This window comes from Stutzerimonas sp. C6.4V, assembly GCF_058536345.1.
Genome location: NZ_JBZUBM010000001.1, coordinates 1,923,629 through 1,943,641 on the forward strand (window position 1 = coordinate 1,923,629; position 20,013 = coordinate 1,943,641).

A 20,013-nucleotide genomic window follows, 5' to 3' on the forward strand; every position below is an offset into this window, starting at 1 on the left:
TATCGAACCCGTTGTGCCTCCCGGCATCCGCATCATTCCAAGAAGAAGGAACCGACATGAGCGAGAAGATTCAGCTCGAAATGCGCGACCACACGGCCCTGCTGACCATCTCCAACCCACCTGCCAACACCTGGGACCGCGAGTCGCTGGCGGCACTGGAACAGATGATTGGCCAGCTCAACGACAACCCTGAGGTCTACGCGCTGGTCGTAACCGGCCAGGGAGAAAAATTCTTCTCGGCAGGGGCGGACCTCAAGCAGTTCGCTGACGGCGACAAGGATGGCGCACGCGAGGTGGCGGAACTCTTCGGTCGTGCCTTCGATGCACTGACGCGCTTTCGCGGTGTGTCCATCGCCGCCATCAACGGCTACGCCATGGGCGGCGGGTTGGAGTGCGCGCTGGCCTGCGACATCCGCATTGCTGAAGAACACGCCCAGATGGCGCTCCCCGAAGCCAGCGTCGGCTTGCTGCCCTGCGCCGGTGGTACCCAGAACCTGCCCTGGCTGGTAGGCGAAGGCTGGGCCAAGCGGATGATCCTCTGTGGCGAGCGCATCGACGCCCAGCGCGCCGAAAAGATCGGCCTGGTCGAGGAAGTGGTCCCACGCGGCGAGGCTCTCGCCACGGCGCTCAAGCTTGCCGAAGGCGCAAGCAAGCAAAGCCCCTCCTCCGTCAGCCGTTGCAAACGACTGGTGATGAATGCCCGTCACAACGACCATGCCACCGGCTGGGTCGCCGAGCGCGAACTCTTCGCCGAACTCTTCGACACCCAGGACCAGAAGGAAGGCGTCAATGCCTTCCTGGAAAAACGCAGCCCTACCTGGAAAAACGCCTGAACATGTCGCCTGAAGCCTGAAGCTTTGACTTCCGGCTTCAAGCTTCCAGCTGCTTTTTTACTTGAAATTCCGCCTGACCAATCGCTCCACCCATCCCACGATTCCCGAGCGAAACAGCAGCACGCAGAGCACAAAGATCACCCCGAGGATCACATGCACCCATTCGCCCAGCGGGCCGTTGGAGAGCGAGCTCTGCAGCGTGACCACGACCGTCGCACCCACGACCGGGCCGAGGATGGTGCCAACGCCGCCAAGCAACGTCATCAGGATCACCTCACCGGACATGTGCCAGTGGGCGTCGGTCAGCGACGCGAGCTGAAACACCACCGTCTTCGTAGAGCCGGCCAACCCTGTCAGCGCGGCGGAAATCACGAACGCCAACAGTTTGTGCGCGTCGACGTTGTAGCCCAGCGAGATAGCCCGCGGCTCGTTCTCGCGAATCGCCTTAAGCACCTGTCCATAGGGCGAATGAATCGTTCGTTGGATGATCACGAAACCCAACACGAACACAGCGAGCACGAAGTAATACAGGGACATGTTGTTCTGCATGTCGAACAGATCGAACAGATGCCCTCGCGGTACGCCCTGCATGCCGTTTTCGCCGCCGGTGAACGGCGCCTGGACGAAGACGAAGAACACCATCTGCGCCAGTGCGAGGGTGATCATCGCGAAATAAATGCCTTGCCTGCGAATCGCCAGCAAGCCGAAGACAAACCCCAGCACAGCCGAAGCCAATGTACCGGCGACGATGCCTAGCTCGGTGCTCAGGCCCGTATAGGTACTCAACATATAGCCAGTGATATAGCCGCCACAGGCGAAGAATGCCGCATGCCCGAACGACAGCAACCCTGCGTAGCCCAGCAGCAGATTGAACGCACAGGCGAACAGGGCGAAGCACAGCAGCTTCATCAGGAACACCGGGTACACCATCAACGGTGCCACCATCGCCACGCCCAACAGCGCCAGGTAGAACAGATGCTGCCGTCGCCGCGCCGCCCGGCGGCGCTCGCGTTCGGCATTGGCCCTGACCTGTATGGCCGATGCCTGCATGGGAGACGCTTGAACGCTTTCTCGAGTCGACATGTTCATGCCTCCTTTCCGAACAGACCGGCCGGCCGCAACAGCAGTACCAGCACCATGATCACGAAGATCACCGTGTTGGCCGCCTCCGGATAGAACACCTTGGTGAGCCCTTCGATCAGCCCCATCGCAAGGCCGGTGACAATCGCGCCCATGATCGAGCCCATCCCGCCGATCACCACAACCGCAAACACCACGATCAGCAGATTCGAGCCCATCCCAGGCGTGACGGCGTAGATAGGCGCGGCAAGCACGCCAGCAAACGCGGCCAGCGCAACGCCATAGCCGTAGGTCAGCGTGACCAGCAGCGGAACGTTGATACCGAACGCCTGCATCAGCTTCGGGTTCTCCGTGCCGGCGCGCAGGTACGATCCCAGCCGGGTCCGTTCAATCATGTACCAGGTCGCGAAGCACACCGTCAGCGCCGCGACGATCACCCAGCCGCGATAGGTCGGCAGGAACATGAAGCCCAGGTTATGCCCGCCCTTGAGCAGCTCAGGCATGGGATAAGGGGACCCGGACACACCGAACAACTTGACGAAGCTGCCCTCGACGATCAGCGCCAGCCCGAAGGTCAGTAGCAGGCCGTACAGATGATCCTCCCCGGCGATACGACGCAGCAGGCCGCGCTCGATGCCCATGCCCAGCAGGCCGATCAGCAGCGGCGACAGCAGCAATGCCATCCAGTAATTGACGCCCAGGTAATTCAAACCAATGAAGGCAGCAAAGGCGCCGAGCATGTATTGCGCGCCGTGGGCGAAATTGATGATGCGCAGCAAGCCGAAGATGATCGCCAGGCCAAGGCTCAGCAGCGCATAGAACGACCCATTGATCAGGCCGAGCAGCAGCTGCCCGAACAGTACGCTCAGGGGAACGCCGAATACGAGAGTCATGATTCACTACCCAAAGGATTCCGGAACACCCGGCCAGAGCAACATCACTGCTGACCGGGTAGCGGTACGCCAGTGTGGTCAGCCCTTCGGAGCCATCTGCTGGCACTGGCTCTCACCGATGGGGCGGAAGGCCTCATCGCCTGGAATGGTGCTGACGATCTTGTACAGATCCCATTCGCCCTTGGATTCTTCCGGTGTCTTGACCTGGACCAGATACATGTCGTGCACCATGCGGCCGTCCTCGCGGATCTTGCCGTTCTTGGCAAACATGTCGTTGACCGGTGTCTTGGCCATTTGCGCGCGAACGACCTGGGCGTCGTCGCTGCCCGTTTCCTTCACGGCGTTGAGATAGTGCATGGTCGCCGAGTAGATGCCGGCGGGCACCATGCCTGGCATGCGACCGACGCGGTCCTGGTACCGCTTGGCCCAAGCGCGGGTTTCCTCGTTCATGTCCCAGTACCACCCCGTCGTCAGCATCAACCCCTGGGTGACATCCAGCCCCATCGCATGGATGTCGTTCAGGAAGACCACCATGCCGGCGAGCTTCTGGCCGGATTGGGTCACGCCGAATTCGCTGGCGGTCTTCAGCGAGTTCACAGTGTCCGCACCGGCGTTGGCCAGCGCGACCACATCAGCGCCCGAGCCCTGAGCCTGAAGGATGTAGGACGAGAAGTCGCTGCTCGGGAACGGATGGCGCACCGTGCCGACCACGCTGCCGCCTTCGGCTTCGACGACCTTCTTGATGTCGTTTTCCATGGCGTGGCCGAACGCGTAGTCGGCAGTGAGGATGAACCAGCTCTTGCCGCCATCCTTGAGCACGGCGTTGGCGGTGCCGTTTGCCAGAGCGAAGGTGTCGTAGGTCCAGTGGATATGGCTGGGCGCGCAGTACTCGTTGGTGATGCTCGAGGCCGCTGCACCGGAGATGAGCGCGAGCTTGCCGCCCTGCTCCACTACCTTGGCGGCCGCGAGGACCACGGAGCTTGCGACCATACCAGTCACCATGTCGACGTTGCGCTCGTCGATCCACTGGCGAACCGTGTTGGCACCGACGTCGGGCTTGTTCAGATCATCGGCATTGAAGGTAACGATCTTCTTGCCGTTGACCGTGCCGCCGAAATCCTCGATCGCCATTTGCAGGGCTTCCAGCCCGCCGGGGCCGGACAGGTCACGGTAGGTTCCTGACATATCGGCCAGGTACCCGATTCGGATTTCGTCATTGCTGATCTCGGCCTGTGCGGCACCCATGATGACGCTGGACACGAGCGCGGCGGCTGCGGTTTTCCGTAGAGATTTCATATTCACCCACTGTGGTTGTTTTTGTTGGTGGTTGATGAAATGCCGGTGTACTGCAGACCGGCAGGTCCTTCTGACCGGGCTTCAGACCCCGAGACAGCTATTCAGGAATTCCTTTTTCGAATCCAGATCGACCGCATGGATCTCTTCGATGATCTGCCCGTGCTCCATCACGTAGTGACGGTCAGCCAGGGGTGCGGCAAAGCGGAAGTTTTGCTCGACCAGGACGATGGTCAGCCCGCGTTTCTTCAGCTTGATCAACACTTCGGCAAGCTTCTGGACGATCACCGGGGCCAGCCCTTCCGTGATTTCATCGAGCAACAGGAGGTTGGCGCCGGTGCGAAGGATCCGCGCCATCGCCAGCATCTGCTGCTCGCCGCCAGACAGCCGGGTGCCCTGGCTGAAGCGCCGCTCATAGAGGTTGGGGAACATCTCGTAGATTTCGTCCAGGCCCATGCCGCCGCTGCGCACGGTTGGGGGTAGCAGCAGGTTTTCCTCGACGTTCAGGCTGGAAAAGATGCCGCGTTCTTCAGGGCAATAGCCGACGCCGAGTCTGGGAATCTGGTGGGCAGGTATGCCCATGGTTTCGTTGCCGTTGACGATGATGGAGCCTGTGCGTCGACCCACCATGTTCATGATGGCCCGCAGCGTGGTGCTGCGGCCTGAGCCGTTGCGCCCGAGCAGCGTGACCAGCTCGCCACGGCCGACCACCATGTCGACGCCATGCAGAATGTGGGACTCGCCATAAAAGGCATGCAGGTCATCGACCCGCAACTGATCGCGATCGGCCATGGGCGTCATGCGTGAGCCTCCTCTGCATCGGCTTCGCTGCCCATGTAGGCCTCGCGCACTTCAGGGTTGGCCGAAACGCTGTCATAGTCGCCCTCGGCCAGAACGGAGCCGCGCGCCAGAACGGTAATTCGATCGCAGAGGCGGCTGACCACGCTGAGGTTGTGCTCAACCATCAGCACCGTTCGGTTTTCCGCCGCGCGCCGTACCAGCGCCACGACCATGTCGACGTCCTCGCCGCCCATGCCCTGGGTCGGCTCGTCGAGCAGCAGCACTACGGGGTCCAGCGCGAGAGTCGTAGCCAGTTCCAGCGCACGCTTACGCCCGTAAGGCAATTCTATGGCGAGCGTCTGGGCATAACTCTCCAGCTCGACCTCGGCGAGTAGCTGCAGGGCCCGCTCATCGAGTTCCCGCAGGGTGCGCTCCGACTTCCAGAAGTGAAACGAATTGCCCAGTTTCTGTTGGAGTGCGACGCGCACGTTTTCCAACACGCTCATATGGCCGAACACCGCAGAGATCTGGAACGAGCGGACCAGGCCGAGACGCGCGATCTGGTTCGCCTTCATCGCCGTGATGGCTTTGCCGCGATAGAGGATTTCGCCACGCGTGGGCGTGAGGAATTTGGTAAGGAGATTGAATACCGTGGTCTTGCCGGCACCGTTGGGGCCGATCAAGGCATGGATGTGTCCTTTCTGTACACGTAGATCGACGGAATCCACCGCGGTGAAGCCGCGAAATTCCTTGGTCAGGCCGCGCGTTTCCAGCACGAACTCTGGTTCCATGGGATGCCCTCTAACCTTGATTATTCTTGTTGGTTAATGGCGCAGGTCGTTGGGTGACCTTTACGTAAACGATAACAAGCGTTTGCAACACGAGGCAAGCCTCGTTTTCAAACGCATGACTGACCCGGCAGGTACCTCAGCAATGCCTTGGTGCGATTGGACTTCATGGAAAAAACCGGGCCCGGAGGCCCGGAAAGGGATCAACGAGGAGCTGTCTCAGTGTGTTCCGGCAGTGGTTACCACAGCGCCAGGGAGTAGCTGAGGATGACCCGGGTTTCGTTCATGTCTGGCCCGAAGTTGCTACGCACCGTCGCGTTGCGGACTTTCAATCCCAGGTTCTTCAGCGGCCCTTGCTGCACGACATAGGCGATATCGGTATCGCGCTCCCATTCCTCGCCCTCCCCACCAGCGGCCAGGTTGACGTTGTCGCCGCTGACATAACGGGTCATCAGGCTCAGTCCGGGTATGCCCATCGCGGCAAAATCGTAGTCATAGCGGACCTGCCACGATTTCTCGTCCTCGTTGCCGAAGTCATTGATCTGCAAGAGATTGATCAGCATGTTGTCGCCGCCACTGACATACGCGAAGCCAGTGTCGCCGCTCATTTTCTGATAACCCCCGGTGAAGCCGTGACCTCCGAGCTTGTAGGTGAACAGTGCTCCGAAGGCGTTGTTGTCGACATTGCTGCCGCCATCATCGGTGGACCGCACATAGCGCAAATCCGTCTTGAAGCTCTGGCTCTCACCGAGCGCCATGACGTGCACCAGTTGCATGTTGTGCTGCTTATAGATGCCGTCCAGGCCACCGTAGTAATAGCTGCCGGTCAGCTCGGGCATTATCTGGTAGCGGCCACCGGCGAACAGGAACTCGTCGCTGGTAGCGTTGCTACCCAGCGTGATGTTCCTGGCGCCACCATTGAATACAGTCATCTCCTCATAGTCCGAAGAGTCGCGATAGCTGATGCGGTCGAGCATCCCCACATCGAGCGTAAGCCCATCGACTTCCTTGCTCTGCAGCCAGGCTCCTCGATAGACATTGGGCAGCAAGCGACTGTCGTTGCGCATCACAACCGGAATGATTGGCTGCAGCGTGCCGACATGCAGAGTGGTATCGGACATCTTAGCTTTGGCCGTCAGGCCTGCTGTCCCGTAGTCATCCTGGGCTCGGCCGGGTGCGTTGCGGTCACGCTGGAGCAGCCCGGTGCCGGCCCGATCCGAGCTGGAGTCCAGCTTGAGCCCCAGCAGACCGATGGCGTCCAGGCCAAAGCCCACCGGACCCTCGGTGTAACCCGATTCGATCTTCAGAATGAAGCCCTGAGCCCATTCCTCGGCCTTGGACTGAGGCGCACCGCTCTGGCGGAAATCACGGTTCATGTAGAAGTTGCGCAGCTCGACGCCAGCCTTGCTGTCATCGAGAAACGCGGCGGACGCCATCGTCGAGGTACCCAGCGCACTGGCTGCCAGACTGCTGAAGACGAAGAAACGGCTTAGGGGTTTCAGGTGCATAGTCATCTCTCTTGTTATTGTCTTGGTTGATGCAGCTGTCCGGCCGACTTGTACAGCCGGCCCGTATTACCGCGGCGTGCGGTAAATCTTCTGCTTCCGCTCAGTTGGCGGCAGCCCTGGGCACCCGGCCCAGCAAATAGAACTCGTCGTTGGGAGGTGTTCGCGCCATCGATACCAGGCGGTTTGACAAGCCGAACAGCGCCGCAATCGACCCGATATCCCAGATGTCGTCGAGAGTAAAGCCCACTTCTTCCAAACGCGCCTGCCAGGTGTCATCCAGCACACCTCGCTCAGCAGCCACATTCAACGCAAAATCCAGCATCACCCGCTGGCGCTCGCCGATCGGCGCGGTGTGGTAGTTGACCGCAATCTGATCAGAGATGAACGGGTCCTTGGCCAGGATCCGCAGAATCGCCCCATGGGCTACCACGCAATACAGGCAACCATGATCAGCGCTCACTGCCACAACGATCATCTCCTTCTCGGCCTTGGTCAGGCTCGCGGATTCTCGTTCCATCAAAGCATCGTGATAGCCGAAGAAGGCGCGAAATTCATCAGGTCGATGGGCCAACATAAGAAAGACGTTAGGTATGAAGCCGGCCTTCTCCTGCACCGCGACGATACGTTCGCGCACATCGGACGGCAGCTCGTCGAGGTTGTCGACCAGCGGAAAACGACTGATGGCCTGGGTCATGCTGTGCTCCTCAAGAAACCCGGTACGGTGGGATGGCAGTTACAGATCAGCAAGCCCCAGCTCGGCCACGCTTACCTCGCGCATCTTGAATTTCTGCACCTTGCCACTGATGGTCATGGGGAAGTCGTCAACGAACCTGATATGTCGCGGCGTCTTGAAGTGCGCGATGCGGCCCTTGCAGAAGGCCCGCAGCTCTTCGGCACCAGCCTGGTGCCCCGGATGCAACTTGACCCAGGCGACGATCTCTTCTCCATAGGTCTTGTCCGGCACACCGATGACCTGCACATCCGCGACGGCCGGGTGGGTAAACAGAAACTCCTCGATCTCGCGCGGATACACGTTTTCACCGCCGCGAATGATCATGTCCTTGTTGCGGCCGACGATCTTCACGTAGCCCTCCTCGTCCATGATCGCCAGGTCGCCGGTGTGCATCCAGCGCGCCCCGTCGATGGCGCCGGCGGTCGCTTCCGGGTTGTTCCAGTAGCCCAGCATGACGCTGTAGCCACGGGTACAGAGCTCGCCGATCTGCCCGCGCGGCACGATACGGTTGTGCTCGTCCACCACCTTGCTTTCCAGGTGGGGCTGGGTACGACCGACGCTGGTCACGCGCCGCTCGAGGTCGTCATCCGGGCCAGTCTGGGTGGACACCGGGCTGGTCTCGGTCATGCCGTAGGCGATCTGCATCTCGGCCAGATGCATGTCATCGATGACGCGCTTCATGACTTCGATCGGACAGGTTGAGCCGGCCATGATGCCGGTGCGCAGGCTGGTGAGGTCCAGCGACTGGCGCTCCGGGTGATCGAGCATGGCGATGAACATGGTCGGCACGCCATACATACCGGTGGCCTTCTCTTCGGCAGCCGCCTGCAGTGCCGCCAGCGGCTCGAAAGCGGCGCTCGGATAGATCATGGTGGTGCCATGGGTGACGCAGCCCAGGTTGCCCATCACCATGCCGAAGCAGTGGTACAGCGGCACCGGAATGACCAGTCGATCATGTTCGGTGAGCTTGAGGCTTTCGCCTACCATGTAGCCGTTATTGAGAATGTTGTAGTGACTTAGGGTGGCCCCCTTGGGGAAGCCGGTGGTGCCCGAGGTGTACTGGATGTTGATGGGGTCATCGAACTGCAACTGCTCTCCGCACTGGCGCAGCTGTTCCGGGCCAACCTGCTCGGCCATATCCATCAGCCCGTTCCACAGCAGCATGCCATCCACCGGCTTGTCGCACAGGCTGATGATGCCGCGCAGTTCTGGAAGCATATGACTTTGCAGCGCGCCCACGGCGGAGCGTTCCAGCTCGGGTAACAGCTCGTTGAGCATCGCGTGGTAGTCGGACGTCTTGAACGCATCGGCGCAGATCAGCCAGCGGCAGCCGGACTGTTTAAGTGCGTATTCGAGCTCGCTCAGGCGATACGCCGGGTTGATGTTCACCAGCACCACGCCGATCTTGGCGGTGGCGAACTGTGTGATGCACCACTGGGCATTGTTCGGTGACCAGATGCCCACCCGCTCGCCCGGTTGCAAACCCAGCGCGAGCAATCCGCGTGCGCAACGATCCACTTCATCGGCGAGCTGCGCCCAGGTAAAGCGCAGGTTCTGATGTCGCACGACCAGGGCCTCACGGTCTGAGAATCGCTCGACCGTCCGGTCGAACGCCGCACCAATTGTCATCGGCAACAGGGGTTTGGTCTGCGGTCCGCAGGTGTAGCTCGGAAGACTCATGTCGAAATTCCTCAGTCTTATGTTTGTTATGAGGCCTTGCTGCCCGGTTTTCCGCTGTTGACAGCCATTCGGGACATGGTTACGTTAACGTAAAGGTAACAGCGTGACAACCCACCGCATCCTGCTTCGAGGAACCGGGCTGGATCGCAGAAAACACAGGCTGATCGGGGGCGTCGACGTTCTCCCTCGGCTGGCAGTCGAACAGAACAACTACAAGACAGACAGGTGGCACATGAACTATTCAGGCCTCAACTTCGCTCTCGGCGAGACCGTCGACATGCTCCGCGACCAGGTGCGCGGTTTCGTGGCCGACGAAGTGGCGCCCCGCGCCGAAGCCATCGACCGCGACAACCTCTTCCCCGGCGACATGTGGCGCAAGTTCGGCGACATGGGCCTGCTCGGTATCACCATAGACGAGGAATACGGCGGCGCTGGCATGGGTTACCTGGCGCATGTCATCGCCATCGAGGAAATCAGCCGCGGTTCGGCCTCCGTGGGGTTGTCCTACGGCGCGCATTCCAACCTCTGCGTCAACCAGATCAACCGCAATGGCACGCCAGAACAGAAAGCGAAATACCTGCCCAAACTGATCTCCGGCGAGCACGTCGGCGCACTGGCAATGAGCGAGCCGAATGCCGGTTCCGACGTGGTATCGATGAAGCTGCGCGCGGACCGCAAGGGCGACCGCTTCGTCCTCAACGGCAGCAAGACCTGGATCACCAACGGCCCGGACGCCAACACCTACGTGATCTATGCCAAGACCGACCTGGACAAGGGCCCCCATGGCATCACCGCGTTCATCGTCGAGCGCGACTGGAAGGGTTTCTCCCGCGGCAACAAGTTCGACAAGCTCGGCATGCGCGGCTCCAACACCTGCGAGCTGTTCTTCGACGACGTCGAGGTGCCGGAAGGGAACGTGCTGGGTGTCGAGAACGGTGGCGTCAAGGTACTGATGAGCGGCCTGGATTACGAACGCGTGGTACTGGCCGGTGGCCCGGTCGGGATCATGCAGGCGTGCCTGGACGTGGTCGTCCCCTATATCCATGACCGCAAGCAGTTCGGTCAGAGCATCGGCGAGTTCCAGTTCATCCAGGGCAAGGTGGCCGACATGTACACCCAGCTCAACGCCAGCCGCGCCTATCTCTACACCGTCGCCCAGGCCTGTGACCGTGGCGAAACCACCCGCAAGGACGCCGCCGGGGTCATCCTCTACACCGCAGAGGCCGCCACTCAGATGGCACTTCAGGCCATCCAGATTCTCGGCGGCAACGGCTACATCAACGAATTCCCCACGGGCCGCCTCTTGCGCGATGCCAAGCTCTACGAAATCGGCGCCGGCACCAGCGAGATCCGCCGGATGCTGATTGGGCGCGAGCTGTTTAACGAAAGCAAATAAGCCGCGGAAGGCTAGAGGCTGGACGAAAAGCGGCGCCCGCCCTCGTCCAGCCTCCAGCCTCCAGCGCTCTTTTCGAGGGTTCTATGGCCGTCCTACACACCCAAATCAATCCCCGTTCCCCCGAGTTCGTTGCCAACAGCGCAGCAATGCTCGACCAGGTGAACGACCTCCGCGCCCTGCTCGGTCGCGTCAGCGAAGGCGGTGGTGAAAAAGCCCAGCAGCGCCATGTCTCACGCGGCAAGCTGCTGGTGCGAGACCGCATCGACGCGCTGCTCGATCCGGGCTCGGCCTTTCTGGAAATAGCGCCGCTGGCGGCACATGAGGTCTACGGCGAAGACGTCGCCGCAGCGGGCGTGGTCGCCGGCATCGGGCGGGTCGAGGGTGTCGAATGCATGATCATCGCCAACGACGCCACGGTAAAAGGCGGCAGCTACTACCCACTCACGGTGAAAAAGCACCTGCGCGCGCAATCCATCGCCCAGCAGAATCGTTTGCCGTGCATCTATCTTGTGGATTCAGGCGGGGCCAATTTGCCGCGTCAGGACGAGGTCTTTCCGGACCGCGAACACTTCGGTCGCATCTTTTTCAACCAGGCCAACATGAGCGCCATGGGCATCCCGCAGATCGCCGTGGTAATGGGCTCCTGCACCGCTGGTGGCGCCTATGTGCCGGCCATGGCCGACGAGACCATCATGGTGCGCAATCAGGCAACCATCTTTCTCGCCGGTCCGCCGCTGGTAAAAGCCGCCACTGGTGAAGTCGTGACCGCCGAGGACCTGGGCGGTGCGGATGTGCACTGCAAAACGTCCGGTGTAGCTGACCATTACGCTGAGAACGACGAACACGCGCTGGCCATCGCCCGCCGCTGCGTCGCCAATCTCAACTGGAAGAAGCTCGGCCAGGTGCAAGTCCATCAGCCACGCCAGCCGTTGTACCCGGCCGACGAGCTCTACGGCGTCATCCCGGCGCAGGCCAAGCAGCCCTATGACGTGCGCGAAGTCATCGCGCGGTTGGTGGACGGCAGCGAGTTCGATGAGTTCAAGGCGCTGTTCGGTACCACTCTGGTGTGCGGCTTCGCCACCTTGCATGGCTACCCCATCGCGATTCTGGCTAACAACGGCATCCTCTTTGCCGAAGCCGCGCAGAAAGGCGCGCATTTCATCGAACTGGCCTGCCAGCGCGGCATCCCGCTGCTGTTCCTGCAGAACATCACCGGCTTCATGGTCGGGCAGAAATACGAGACCGGCGGCATCGCCAAGCACGGCGCCAAGCTGGTCACGGCTGTCGCTTGCGCCCAGGTACCGAAATTCACGGTTGTCATCGGCGGCAGCTTCGGCGCGGGCAACTACGGCATGTGCGGTCGTGCCTATGATCCGCGCTTTCTGTGGATGTGGCCCAACGCGCGCATCGGTGTGATGGGCGGCGAGCAGGCTGCCGGTGTACTGGTACAGGTCAAGCGCGAGCAGGCCGAGCGCAGCGGGCTGACCTTCTCTGAGCAGGACGAGGCGCAACTCAAACAACCGATCCTCGAGCAATACGAGCACCAGGGGCATCCCTACTACTCCAGCGCCAGACTATGGGATGACGGGGTTATTGACCCCGCGCAGACGCGGGACCTACTGGGCCTGGCACTCTCGGCGAGTCTCAACGCGCCGATCGAACCGACCCGGTTCGGCGTATTCCGGATGTAAGGGAAAAACCGATAACCGCGCTGGAGGCTGAGGCTGGACGTACTGCTTTCAACCGCTAGCCAAGGGCTGAAGACTGTAGGGTGGATGACGCTTCACCCATCCACCAACTGGATGCACCACGGTGGAAGAAAAGAGCGTCTTCCACTTTACATGAGGACAGATTGATGACGACTTTCAGCACCATCGAGCTGAACAAAGACCCCCGCGGTTTCGCCACGCTCTGGCTAAACCGTCCGGAAAAGAACAACGCCTTCAACGCCGAGATGATCCGCGAGCTGGTCTCGGCCATTGACCAGGTACAGGCGGACAAAACCCTGCGCTTCCTCGTACTGCGGGGGCGCGGCAAGCACTTTTCGGCCGGTGCCGATCTGACCTGGATGCAGCAATCGGCAAAGCTGGATTTCGAAGCCAACCTCACTGACGCCCGCGAGCTGGCCGAGCTCATGTACAGCCTCTATCACCTGAAGCTGCCGACACTGGCGGTCGTGCAGGGCGCGGCCTTTGGCGGTGCGGTCGGGCTGGTCGCCTGCTGCGACATGGCTATCGGTGCGCATGATGCACTGTTCTCCCTGTCCGAGGTCCGCATCGGCCTCGCACCTGCGGTGATCAGTCCCTTCGTGGTCAAGGCCATGGGTGAGCGCGCCACGCGTCGTTACGCCATAAGCGGCGAGCGCTTCAGTGGCGAGCGCACCCGCGACCTTGGCCTGTTGTCGGAGACCTACGCTGCGGCCGAACTGGATGACGCCCTGCAGGCCTGGCTCGACAACCTCATGCTCAACAGCCCACAGGCGATGCGAGCCAGCAAGGACCTGCTGCGCGAAGCTGCCAGCGTCTCGCTGAGCCCCGCGCTGCGCCGCTACACAGAAAATGCCATTGCGCGGATCCGAGTCAGTCCCGAAGGGCAGGAAGGACTCAGCGCCTTTCTGGAAAAGCGCAAACCTAATTGGATGCAGGAGCCAGAACAATGATAACCACCCTGCTGGTTGCCAACCGCGGCGAGATCGCCTGTCGCGTGATGCGCACCGCCAAGGCCATGGGCCTGACTACCGTTGCCGTGCACAGCGCCATCGACCGCGACGCACGCCACGCACAGGAAGCCGACGTTCGAGTCGACCTTGGCGGGGCCAAGCCAGCCGACAGCTACCTCATGATCGACAAGTTGATCGCTGCGGCCAAAGCCAGCGGCGCTCAGGCAATTCACCCCGGCTATGGCTTTCTCTCGGAGAACGCCGAATTCGCCCGCGCCATCGAGGATGCCGGGCTGATCTTCCTCGGCCCGCCAGCCACCGCCATCGACGCCATGGGCAGCAAGTCCGCCGCCAAGGCGCTGATGGACAAGGCCGGCGTGCCGCTGGTGCCGGGCTATCACGGCGAAGCACAGGACCTGGAAACCTTCCGCGTCGCGGCAGAAAAGATTGGCTATCCAGTCTTGCTCAAAGCAACTGCCGGCGGTGGCGGCAAAGGCATGAAGGTGGTCGAGCGCGAGGCGGATCTGGCCGAAGCGCTGCAATCGGCTCAGCGTGAGGCGCAGTCGTCGTTTGGCGACTCGCGGATGCTGGTCGAGAAATACGTGCTCAAACCGCGCCATGTGGAGATTCAGGTATTCGCCGATCAGCACGGCAACTGCCTGTACCTCAACGAGCGCGACTGCTCGATCCAGCGCCGCCACCAGAAGGTCGTCGAGGAAGCGCCTGCGCCAGGGCTTTCGCCCGAACTGCGCCGCGCCATGGGTGAAGCTGCGGTCAAGGCGGCGCAGGCGATCGGCTATGTCGGGGCCGGCACCGTAGAGTTCCTGCTCGACGCGCGCGGCGAGTTCTTCTTCATGGAAATGAACACCCGCCTGCAGGTCGAGCACCCGGTCACCGAAGCCATCACCGGCCTGGATCTGGTGGCCTGGCAGATTCGCGTCGCTCGGGGTGAGTCGCTGCCGATCACTCAGGATCAGGTGCCGCTCAACGGTCACGCCATCGAAGTGCGTCTGTACGCGGAAGACCCGGACAACGACTTTCTGCCAGCCACCGGCACGCTCGATCTGTATCGCGAGTCGGCGTCAGGGCCGGGTCGTCGGGTCGATAGCGGCGTGGCTGAAGGCGACACGGTCTCGCCGTTCTACGACCCCATGCTCGGCAAGCTGATTGCCTGGGGCGAAAACCGTGAAGAAGCACGTCTTCGCCTGCTGGCCATGCTCGATGAAACCAGCGTCGGCGGCGTACGCACTAACCTCGCCTTTCTGCGCCGTGTGATCGCCCATCCCGCCTTCGCCGCCACCGAGCTCGACACGGGCTTCATCCCGCGCCACGAAGCCGAGCTGATGCGCACACCCGGCCAGCTGGGTGATGAGTTCTGGCAGTTGGCGGGCGAGCTCTATGTGCAGACCGAACCGGCGAAGATTCGCGACGACGATGCTCAATCGCCCTGGGCGAAGTGTGATGGGCTGCGTTTCGGCATGCCGACACGCATAGGCGTGCACCTTATGTGCAACGGTGAAGACCGGCTGGTGCGTATCGACAGGGCGCCTCATCCCGGTGATCGTCAGCCGAAATCCATCCGCCAGGGCAACACGCTGTATCTGGAGTGGAATGGTGAACTGCAAGCCGTCACCGCGTTCGACCCCATCGCCGAAGCCGAAGCCAGCCATCAGCACCATGGAGGCCTGACTGCACCCATGAACGGCAGCATCGTGCGCGTGCTGGTCGAGCAGGGGCAACATGTCGAAGCCGGTGCCACACTGGTGGTGCTGGAAGCGATGAAGATGGAGCACAGCATCCGCGCACAACAGGGAGGAGTGGTAGGCAAGCTGTTCTGCGCCGAGGGCGACATGGTCGACGAAGGCGCAGTACTGTTGGAAATGGAAGACGCTTGATGCCTCGACCCGATAGAGGATCGGGTACAGAGCGAAAACGTGCGACACAGCTTCCAGCAACGCAACGCAGCGGTGACAAGCACCGAAGCCATAACCGTACGGAGCATCGATATGTCCCTGCCCAAACATGTGCGCCTGGTCGAAGTTGGCCCCCGCGACGGCCTGCAGAACGAGAAGCAACCCATCAGCGTGACCGACAAGGTACGTCTGGTGGATGACCTGAGCGCTGCCGGCCTGCATTACATTGAAGTCGGCAGCTTCGTCTCGCCCAAATGGGTGCCGCAGATGGCGGGATCGGCCGATGTCTTCGCGCAGATCCGGCAGAAGCCCGGCGTCACCTACGCGGCGCTGACGCCGAACCTGAAGGGGCTCGAAGCGGCCATCGACGCAGGTGTCAGCGAAGTGGCCGTGTTCGGGGCCGCGTCTGAAGCCTTCTCACAGAAGAACATCAACTGCTCGATAGATGAAAGCCTGGCGCGCTTCGCCCCGCTGATGGCTGCGGCGCGGGAGAACGGTGTTCAGGTACGCGGTTATGTCTCCTGCGTGCTGGGCTGCCCCTATGAAGGTGAAGTCGATCCGAAACGGGTCGCCCACATCGCCCACGAGCTGTTCGCCATGGGTTGCTACGAGGTGTCCCTGGGCGACACCATCGGTACCGGCACGCCGGGCAAGACGCGTCAGCTGATCGAGGTGGTGAGTCGCGAGGTCCCGCGGGACAAGCTCGCTGGGCATTTCCACGACACCTACGGCCAGGCGTTGGCGAACATCTATGCCAGCCTCCTGGAAGGCCTCTGCACCTTCGACAGCTCGGTCGCCGGACTTGGTGGCTGCCCCTATGCCAAGGGTGCCAGTGGCAATGTCGCCAGCGAGGACGTGCTCTACATGCTCGACGGGCTGGGCATCCAGACCGGAATCGATCTGGACATGCTGATCGAAGCCGGACAACGCATCAGCGATGTGCTGGGTCGCCCCAACGGATCACGCGTCGCCCGGGCGCGGCTGAGCGCGCAATGACACGACCGATGGCCCACAGGTGATATCAAGAGGCTCGCATGAACAAGATCTATCCCAACGCCAGACAGGCGCTCGACGGCCTGGTCGAAGACGGCATGACGCTTGCCGTCGGCGGTTTCGGCCTGTGCGGCATTCCCGAGGCGCTGATCGCGGCGCTGCGAGACACCGGCAAGAAGGACCTCACGGTGATCAGCAACAATGCCGGCGTTGATGGCTTCGGCCTCGGCCTGCTGCTGGAAACGCGCCAGGTGCGCAAGATGGTTTCCTCCTACGTGGGCGAGAACAAGGAGTTCGAGCGCCAGTATCTGGCGGGCGAGCTTGAACTGGAGTTCACCCCGCAGGGCACGCTGGCCGAGAAGCTGCGCGCGGCCGGCTCCGGTATTCCGGCGTTCTACACCCGCACCGGCTACGGCACGCTGATCGCCGAGGGCAAGGAAACCCGCCAATTCAACGGCGAGTGGTACGTGATGGAAGAATCGTTGCCAGCCGATGTCTCGCTGGTCAAGGCGTTCAAGGCGGACAAGGCCGGCAACCTGGTCTTCAACAAGACCGCACGCAACTTCAACCCGCTCGCCGCCATGGCCGGCAGGGTCTGCGTGGTGGAGGTCGATCACCTTGTGGAAACCGGTGAGCTGGACCCGGACCAGATCCACCTTCCCGGCATCTACGTACAGCGCATCATCCACAACCCGAACGCCGAGAAGCGCATCGAAAAACGCACGGTGAGGAGCTGATCATGGCCTGGACACGCGAGCAGATGGCGCAACGCGCCGCGCAGGAGTTACAGGACGGCTTCTACGTCAATCTGGGCATCGGCCTGCCGACACTGGTCGCCAACTACATCCCCGAGGGGATGGACGTCTGGCTGCAGAGCGAGAATGGCTTGCTCGGGATCGGCCCCTTTCCCACGGAAGACGAGATCGACCCGGATCTGATCAACGCCGGCAAGCAGACCGTCACCGCCCTGCCCGGCAGCGCCTTTTTCGACAATGCGATGAGCTTCGGCATGATCCGCGGCGGCCATATCAACCTGGCTATCCTCGGTGCCATGCAGGTGTCCGAAAAAGGCGACCTGGCGAACTGGATGATCCCCGGCAAGATGGTCAAGGGGATGGGCGGCGCGATGGACCTGGTCGCGGGCGTCAAGCGCGTCGTGGTGCTGATGGAGCACACTGCCAAGGGCGCCCACAAGATCATTCCGCACTGCGACCTGCCGCTGACGGGTGTCGGTGTGGTCGACCGGATCATCACCGACCTCGGCGTACTGGACGTGACGGAGCAAGGGCTGACACTGGTCGAACTGGCCGTTGGGGTGAGCTTCGAGCAGATACAGGACGCCACGGGCTGCCCGATCCGGCGCTGAGTCGGGAGCATGGCCCGATGCCACTGTGCATCGACCCCATCCGCGTGTAGCCTTGGCGCACGCCGATGACCAACGCCCGGCTCATCGCGAGCCGCGGCTGACCAAGCAGGACTGGACACCTCCATGGCAAAGCAGACGTACAGCATTTCCGATCTGGCCAACGAACTTGACATCACCACCCGTGCGATTCGTTTCTACGAAGAACAAGGCATGCTCTCGCCGACACGCCGCGGCCAGGAACGGATCTACACCCCCAAGGATCGCGTGGCCCTGAAGCTGATCCTGCGCGGCAAACGCATCGGTTTCTCGCTGGCCGAATGCAAGACGCTGATCGAGCTCTACGATCCCAAGGCCGGCAACCAGAAGCAGCTCAACATCATGCTTGGCATGATCGCCGAGCGCCGCCAGCAGCTCGAGCAGCAACTGCTCGATATCCAGCAGATGCAGCTGGAACTGGACACCGCTGAAGAGCGCTGCCTCTCGGCACTGAAAACGACCATGGGCAAGGAAGCCAGCTGAGCTCAGCCCCGCATCCGCATGGGCGGGACTCCCTGAAGAGACGCCGCCCCCTCTCGCCATGCGAAGCGAGGGGTAATCACCCGCCGACCAGGCAATCGAATCCTTCAGGTTCAGCCTGGCCAGCTGTGCCCGCGCCCGCCGACCCGCCCAAGCAAATCCAGCGAGCCGGACACTCGTCCAGCATTCTGGACAGCTGCGCAACCTGCGCCTCGCTGTGTCCACCCCGTTGGACACCGGTGCATCATCGACCGCCCTCAACCGCTCTGGATCGGCTGTTACAGGGGTATCCGAACTCAGGCACAGAACCTGCTAAGCAATACCCGTCACGCAGCAGAGCACCCGACAGGGCGAAAACACCTGCGGCTGGTTCATCCCGCTTCCCGGTTGCAGCGCCGGGTTTGAACACCAGAACAACAACAAGAAGGAATCTCCTGATGTCGATCATGCAAAAGCTCTCCCGTCTCGCCTGTGCCATCGGCGCCACCACGGTACTCAGTGCCAGCCTGCACAGCGGCACCGCCCTGGCCGCGGAGAAGATCCGCTGGCAGGTGCCGCTGGCCTTTCCGTCTCACCTGGTGGGCCTGACCACTCCAATCAAGCACCTGTCCGAATCGCTCAAGACGATTTCCGGCGGCGACGTTCAACTGCGCTACTACGAACCCGGCGAACTGGTGCCGCCATTCGAGATCATGGATGCCGTCAGCAATGGAAAGTACCCGGCCGGCTACACCTGGATCGGCTACGACCAGGGCACCATCGCCGCCCTGCCGTTGTATTCCGGCGCGCCCTTCAACATGGAACCCCCGGCTTACCTGGCCTGGTACTACGAGGGCGACGGCAGGAAGCTGCTCGAGGAAATCTACGCCGAGCGCAACATCCACCCGATGCTGTGCAGCATCATTGGGCCGGAAGGTGCCGGCTGGTTTGCCAAGCCCATCGAAAAACTCGAGGACATCGACGGCCTGCGCATCCGCTTTGCGGGCATCGGCGGCAAGGTACTGGAAAAGCTGGGAGCTTCGGTCACCATGATCCCGGGCGGCGAGATCTATCAGGCGCTGGAACGTAAGACCATCGACGCAACGGAGTTCTCGCAGCCTGCGGTCGACAAGATGCTGGGCCTGGACCAGATCATCAAGAACTACATCATGCCCGGCTGGCACCAAACGCTGACCACCTCGCACCTGCTGGTCAACAAGGATGTCTGGGACAAGCTCGAGCCGCAAAGCCGCGCGCTGATCGAAATGGGGTGCGAATCCGCCACGCTCAAGGGCTTCGCCGAAAGCGAGTGGGCCCAGCCGACGGCCCTGCGCGACTACGAGAAACAGGGCGTGAAGGCGCAGGTTCTGCCTGAAGAGGTTCTACGCGAGCTGGAACGCGTGACCAACGAAGTGCTGGACGAAATCGCCGCTGGCGATGAGATGTTCAACCGCGTGCTCAGCAGCCAGCGCGAGTTCATGAAGCACCACTCGATCTGGCACAGCAAGGGCTACCTGCCGCGCACCTACTACCAGTACGACTGAGAGCCTGACCTTGGGCGCGCGGGCAAGGCGCGCCCATCCCTCTTCCCGTCCGCACTGTC

Annotated in this window: 18 protein-coding genes; 10 read left to right on the plus strand and 8 right to left on the minus strand. The window is 61.8% G+C overall.

Annotated elements, in window-relative coordinates; all coding sequences use genetic code 11:
* Positions 1–56: 56 nt before the first annotated feature.
* Positions 57–833 carry an enoyl-CoA hydratase gene (locus AC4LFW_RS08980; protein ID WP_491818735.1) on the plus strand — a complete coding sequence of 259 codons (777 nt, stop codon included), beginning with the start codon at positions 57–59 and terminating at the stop codon, positions 831–833.
* A gap of 57 nt (positions 834–890) precedes the next feature.
* Here AC4LFW_RS08980 and AC4LFW_RS08985 read toward each other — a convergent pair whose 3' ends face one another.
* From AC4LFW_RS08985 to AC4LFW_RS09020, 8 genes are all read right to left on the minus strand, one after another.
* Positions 891–1,883 carry a branched-chain amino acid ABC transporter permease gene (locus AC4LFW_RS08985; protein WP_491820185.1) on the minus strand — a complete coding sequence of 331 codons (993 nt, stop codon included), beginning with the start codon at positions 1,881–1,883 and terminating at the stop codon, positions 891–893.
* A 35-nt stretch (positions 1,884–1,918) separates the two neighbouring features.
* Complete coding sequence (locus AC4LFW_RS08990) at positions 1,919–2,806, minus strand: branched-chain amino acid ABC transporter permease (RefSeq protein WP_491818736.1); 888 nt, start codon at positions 2,804–2,806, stop codon at positions 1,919–1,921.
* A gap of 78 nt (positions 2,807–2,884) precedes the next feature.
* Positions 2,885–4,102: an ABC transporter substrate-binding protein gene (locus AC4LFW_RS08995; RefSeq protein WP_491818737.1), complete on the minus strand. Its 1,218-nt coding sequence runs from the start codon at positions 4,100–4,102 to the stop codon at positions 2,885–2,887.
* 81 nt (positions 4,103–4,183) lie between these two features.
* Positions 4,184–4,900, minus strand: a complete 717-nt coding sequence (locus AC4LFW_RS09000; RefSeq protein ID WP_491818738.1) for an ABC transporter ATP-binding protein — start codon at positions 4,898–4,900, stop codon at positions 4,184–4,186.
* Complete coding sequence (locus tag AC4LFW_RS09005) at positions 4,897–5,670, minus strand: ABC transporter ATP-binding protein (protein WP_491818739.1); 774 nt, start codon at positions 5,668–5,670, stop codon at positions 4,897–4,899. The genes AC4LFW_RS09000 and AC4LFW_RS09005 overlap by 4 nt, the downstream gene beginning before the upstream one ends.
* 236 nt (positions 5,671–5,906) lie before the next feature.
* Positions 5,907–7,175, minus strand: a complete 1,269-nt coding sequence (locus tag AC4LFW_RS09010) for an OprD family porin (RefSeq protein WP_491818740.1) — start codon at positions 7,173–7,175, stop codon at positions 5,907–5,909.
* Positions 7,176–7,275: 100 nt separating this feature from the next.
* On the minus strand, positions 7,276–7,869 hold the full coding sequence (locus tag AC4LFW_RS09015) for a peroxidase-related enzyme (protein ID WP_491818741.1): 594 nt from the start codon (positions 7,867–7,869) through the stop codon (positions 7,276–7,278).
* Positions 7,870–7,908: 39 nt separating this feature from the next.
* Entirely contained in the window at positions 7,909–9,588 is a 1,680-nt protein-coding gene (locus AC4LFW_RS09020; RefSeq protein WP_491818742.1) for an AMP-binding protein, read from the minus strand.
* 232 nt (positions 9,589–9,820) lie between these two features.
* On the opposite strand from AC4LFW_RS09020, the gene AC4LFW_RS09025 reads away from it, so the two are divergent.
* The 9 genes from AC4LFW_RS09025 (at position 9,821) to AC4LFW_RS09065 (ending at position 19,954) form a co-directional block, all read left to right on the plus strand.
* Positions 9,821–10,984, plus strand: a complete 1,164-nt coding sequence (locus tag AC4LFW_RS09025) for an isovaleryl-CoA dehydrogenase (RefSeq protein WP_491818743.1) — start codon at positions 9,821–9,823, stop codon at positions 10,982–10,984.
* A gap of 83 nt (positions 10,985–11,067) precedes the next feature.
* Entirely contained in the window at positions 11,068–12,675 is a 1,608-nt protein-coding gene (locus tag AC4LFW_RS09030) for a carboxyl transferase domain-containing protein (RefSeq protein WP_491818744.1), read from the plus strand.
* A 164-nt stretch (positions 12,676–12,839) separates the two neighbouring features.
* Entirely contained in the window at positions 12,840–13,643 is an 804-nt protein-coding gene (locus AC4LFW_RS09035; protein WP_491818745.1) for a gamma-carboxygeranoyl-CoA hydratase, read from the plus strand.
* Positions 13,640–15,538 carry an acetyl/propionyl/methylcrotonyl-CoA carboxylase subunit alpha gene (locus tag AC4LFW_RS09040; protein WP_491818746.1) on the plus strand — a complete coding sequence of 633 codons (1,899 nt, stop codon included), beginning with the start codon at positions 13,640–13,642 and terminating at the stop codon, positions 15,536–15,538. Before AC4LFW_RS09035 ends, AC4LFW_RS09040 begins: the two co-directional genes overlap by 4 nt.
* 111 nt (positions 15,539–15,649) lie before the next feature.
* Positions 15,650–16,552 carry a hydroxymethylglutaryl-CoA lyase gene (locus AC4LFW_RS09045; RefSeq protein WP_491818747.1) on the plus strand — a complete coding sequence of 301 codons (903 nt, stop codon included), beginning with the start codon at positions 15,650–15,652 and terminating at the stop codon, positions 16,550–16,552.
* 38 nt (positions 16,553–16,590) lie between these two features.
* Positions 16,591–17,286 (plus strand): CoA transferase subunit A, encoded by a 696-nt coding sequence (locus tag AC4LFW_RS09050; RefSeq protein ID WP_491818748.1) that lies wholly within the window; start codon positions 16,591–16,593, stop codon positions 17,284–17,286.
* 2 nt (positions 17,287–17,288) lie between these two features.
* The gene (locus AC4LFW_RS09055) at positions 17,289–17,915 is read left to right on the plus strand and encodes a CoA transferase subunit B (protein WP_491818749.1); all 627 of its coding nucleotides are present in this window, start codon (positions 17,289–17,291) and stop codon (positions 17,913–17,915) included.
* Between the two features lie 123 nt (positions 17,916–18,038).
* Positions 18,039–18,434, plus strand: a complete 396-nt coding sequence (locus tag AC4LFW_RS09060) for a MerR family transcriptional regulator (RefSeq protein ID WP_491818750.1) — start codon at positions 18,039–18,041, stop codon at positions 18,432–18,434.
* 434 nt (positions 18,435–18,868) lie between these two features.
* Entirely contained in the window at positions 18,869–19,954 is a 1,086-nt protein-coding gene (locus AC4LFW_RS09065) for a TRAP transporter substrate-binding protein (protein WP_491818751.1), read from the plus strand.
* The last annotated feature ends 59 nt before the right edge of the window (positions 19,955–20,013 follow it).

What these genes read in the sequence shown, in the direction of transcription:
- AC4LFW_RS09005 (WP_491818739.1), bottom strand. Translation starts at nt 5,670, where the DNA reads ATGGAACCAGAGTTCGTGCTGGAAACGCGCGGCCTGACCAAGGAATTT.
- AC4LFW_RS09040 (WP_491818746.1), top strand. Translation starts at nt 13,640, where the DNA reads ATGATAACCACCCTGCTGGTTGCCAACCGCGGCGAGATCGCCTGTCGC.
- AC4LFW_RS08985 (WP_491820185.1), bottom strand. Translation starts at nt 1,883, where the DNA reads ATGCAGGCATCGGCCATACAGGTCAGGGCCAATGCCGAACGCGAGCGC.
- AC4LFW_RS09045 (WP_491818747.1), top strand. Translation starts at nt 15,650, where the DNA reads ATGTCCCTGCCCAAACATGTGCGCCTGGTCGAAGTTGGCCCCCGCGAC.
- AC4LFW_RS08990 (WP_491818736.1), bottom strand. Translation starts at nt 2,806, where the DNA reads ATGACTCTCGTATTCGGCGTTCCCCTGAGCGTACTGTTCGGGCAGCTG.
- AC4LFW_RS09060 (WP_491818750.1), top strand. Translation starts at nt 18,039, where the DNA reads ATGGCAAAGCAGACGTACAGCATTTCCGATCTGGCCAACGAACTTGAC.
- AC4LFW_RS09050 (WP_491818748.1), top strand. Translation starts at nt 16,591, where the DNA reads ATGAACAAGATCTATCCCAACGCCAGACAGGCGCTCGACGGCCTGGTC.
- AC4LFW_RS09010 (WP_491818740.1), bottom strand. Translation starts at nt 7,175, where the DNA reads ATGCACCTGAAACCCCTAAGCCGTTTCTTCGTCTTCAGCAGTCTGGCA.
- AC4LFW_RS09055 (WP_491818749.1), top strand. Translation starts at nt 17,289, where the DNA reads ATGGCCTGGACACGCGAGCAGATGGCGCAACGCGCCGCGCAGGAGTTA.
- AC4LFW_RS08995 (WP_491818737.1), bottom strand. Translation starts at nt 4,102, where the DNA reads ATGAAATCTCTACGGAAAACCGCAGCCGCCGCGCTCGTGTCCAGCGTC.
- AC4LFW_RS09065 (WP_491818751.1), top strand. Translation starts at nt 18,869, where the DNA reads ATGTCGATCATGCAAAAGCTCTCCCGTCTCGCCTGTGCCATCGGCGCC.
- AC4LFW_RS09000 (WP_491818738.1), bottom strand. Translation starts at nt 4,900, where the DNA reads ATGACGCCCATGGCCGATCGCGATCAGTTGCGGGTCGATGACCTGCAT.
- AC4LFW_RS09035 (WP_491818745.1), top strand. Translation starts at nt 12,840, where the DNA reads ATGACGACTTTCAGCACCATCGAGCTGAACAAAGACCCCCGCGGTTTC.
- AC4LFW_RS09015 (WP_491818741.1), bottom strand. Translation starts at nt 7,869, where the DNA reads ATGACCCAGGCCATCAGTCGTTTTCCGCTGGTCGACAACCTCGACGAG.
- AC4LFW_RS09030 (WP_491818744.1), top strand. Translation starts at nt 11,068, where the DNA reads ATGGCCGTCCTACACACCCAAATCAATCCCCGTTCCCCCGAGTTCGTT.
- AC4LFW_RS08980 (WP_491818735.1), top strand. Translation starts at nt 57, where the DNA reads ATGAGCGAGAAGATTCAGCTCGAAATGCGCGACCACACGGCCCTGCTG.
- AC4LFW_RS09020 (WP_491818742.1), bottom strand. Translation starts at nt 9,588, where the DNA reads ATGAGTCTTCCGAGCTACACCTGCGGACCGCAGACCAAACCCCTGTTG.
- AC4LFW_RS09025 (WP_491818743.1), top strand. Translation starts at nt 9,821, where the DNA reads ATGAACTATTCAGGCCTCAACTTCGCTCTCGGCGAGACCGTCGACATG.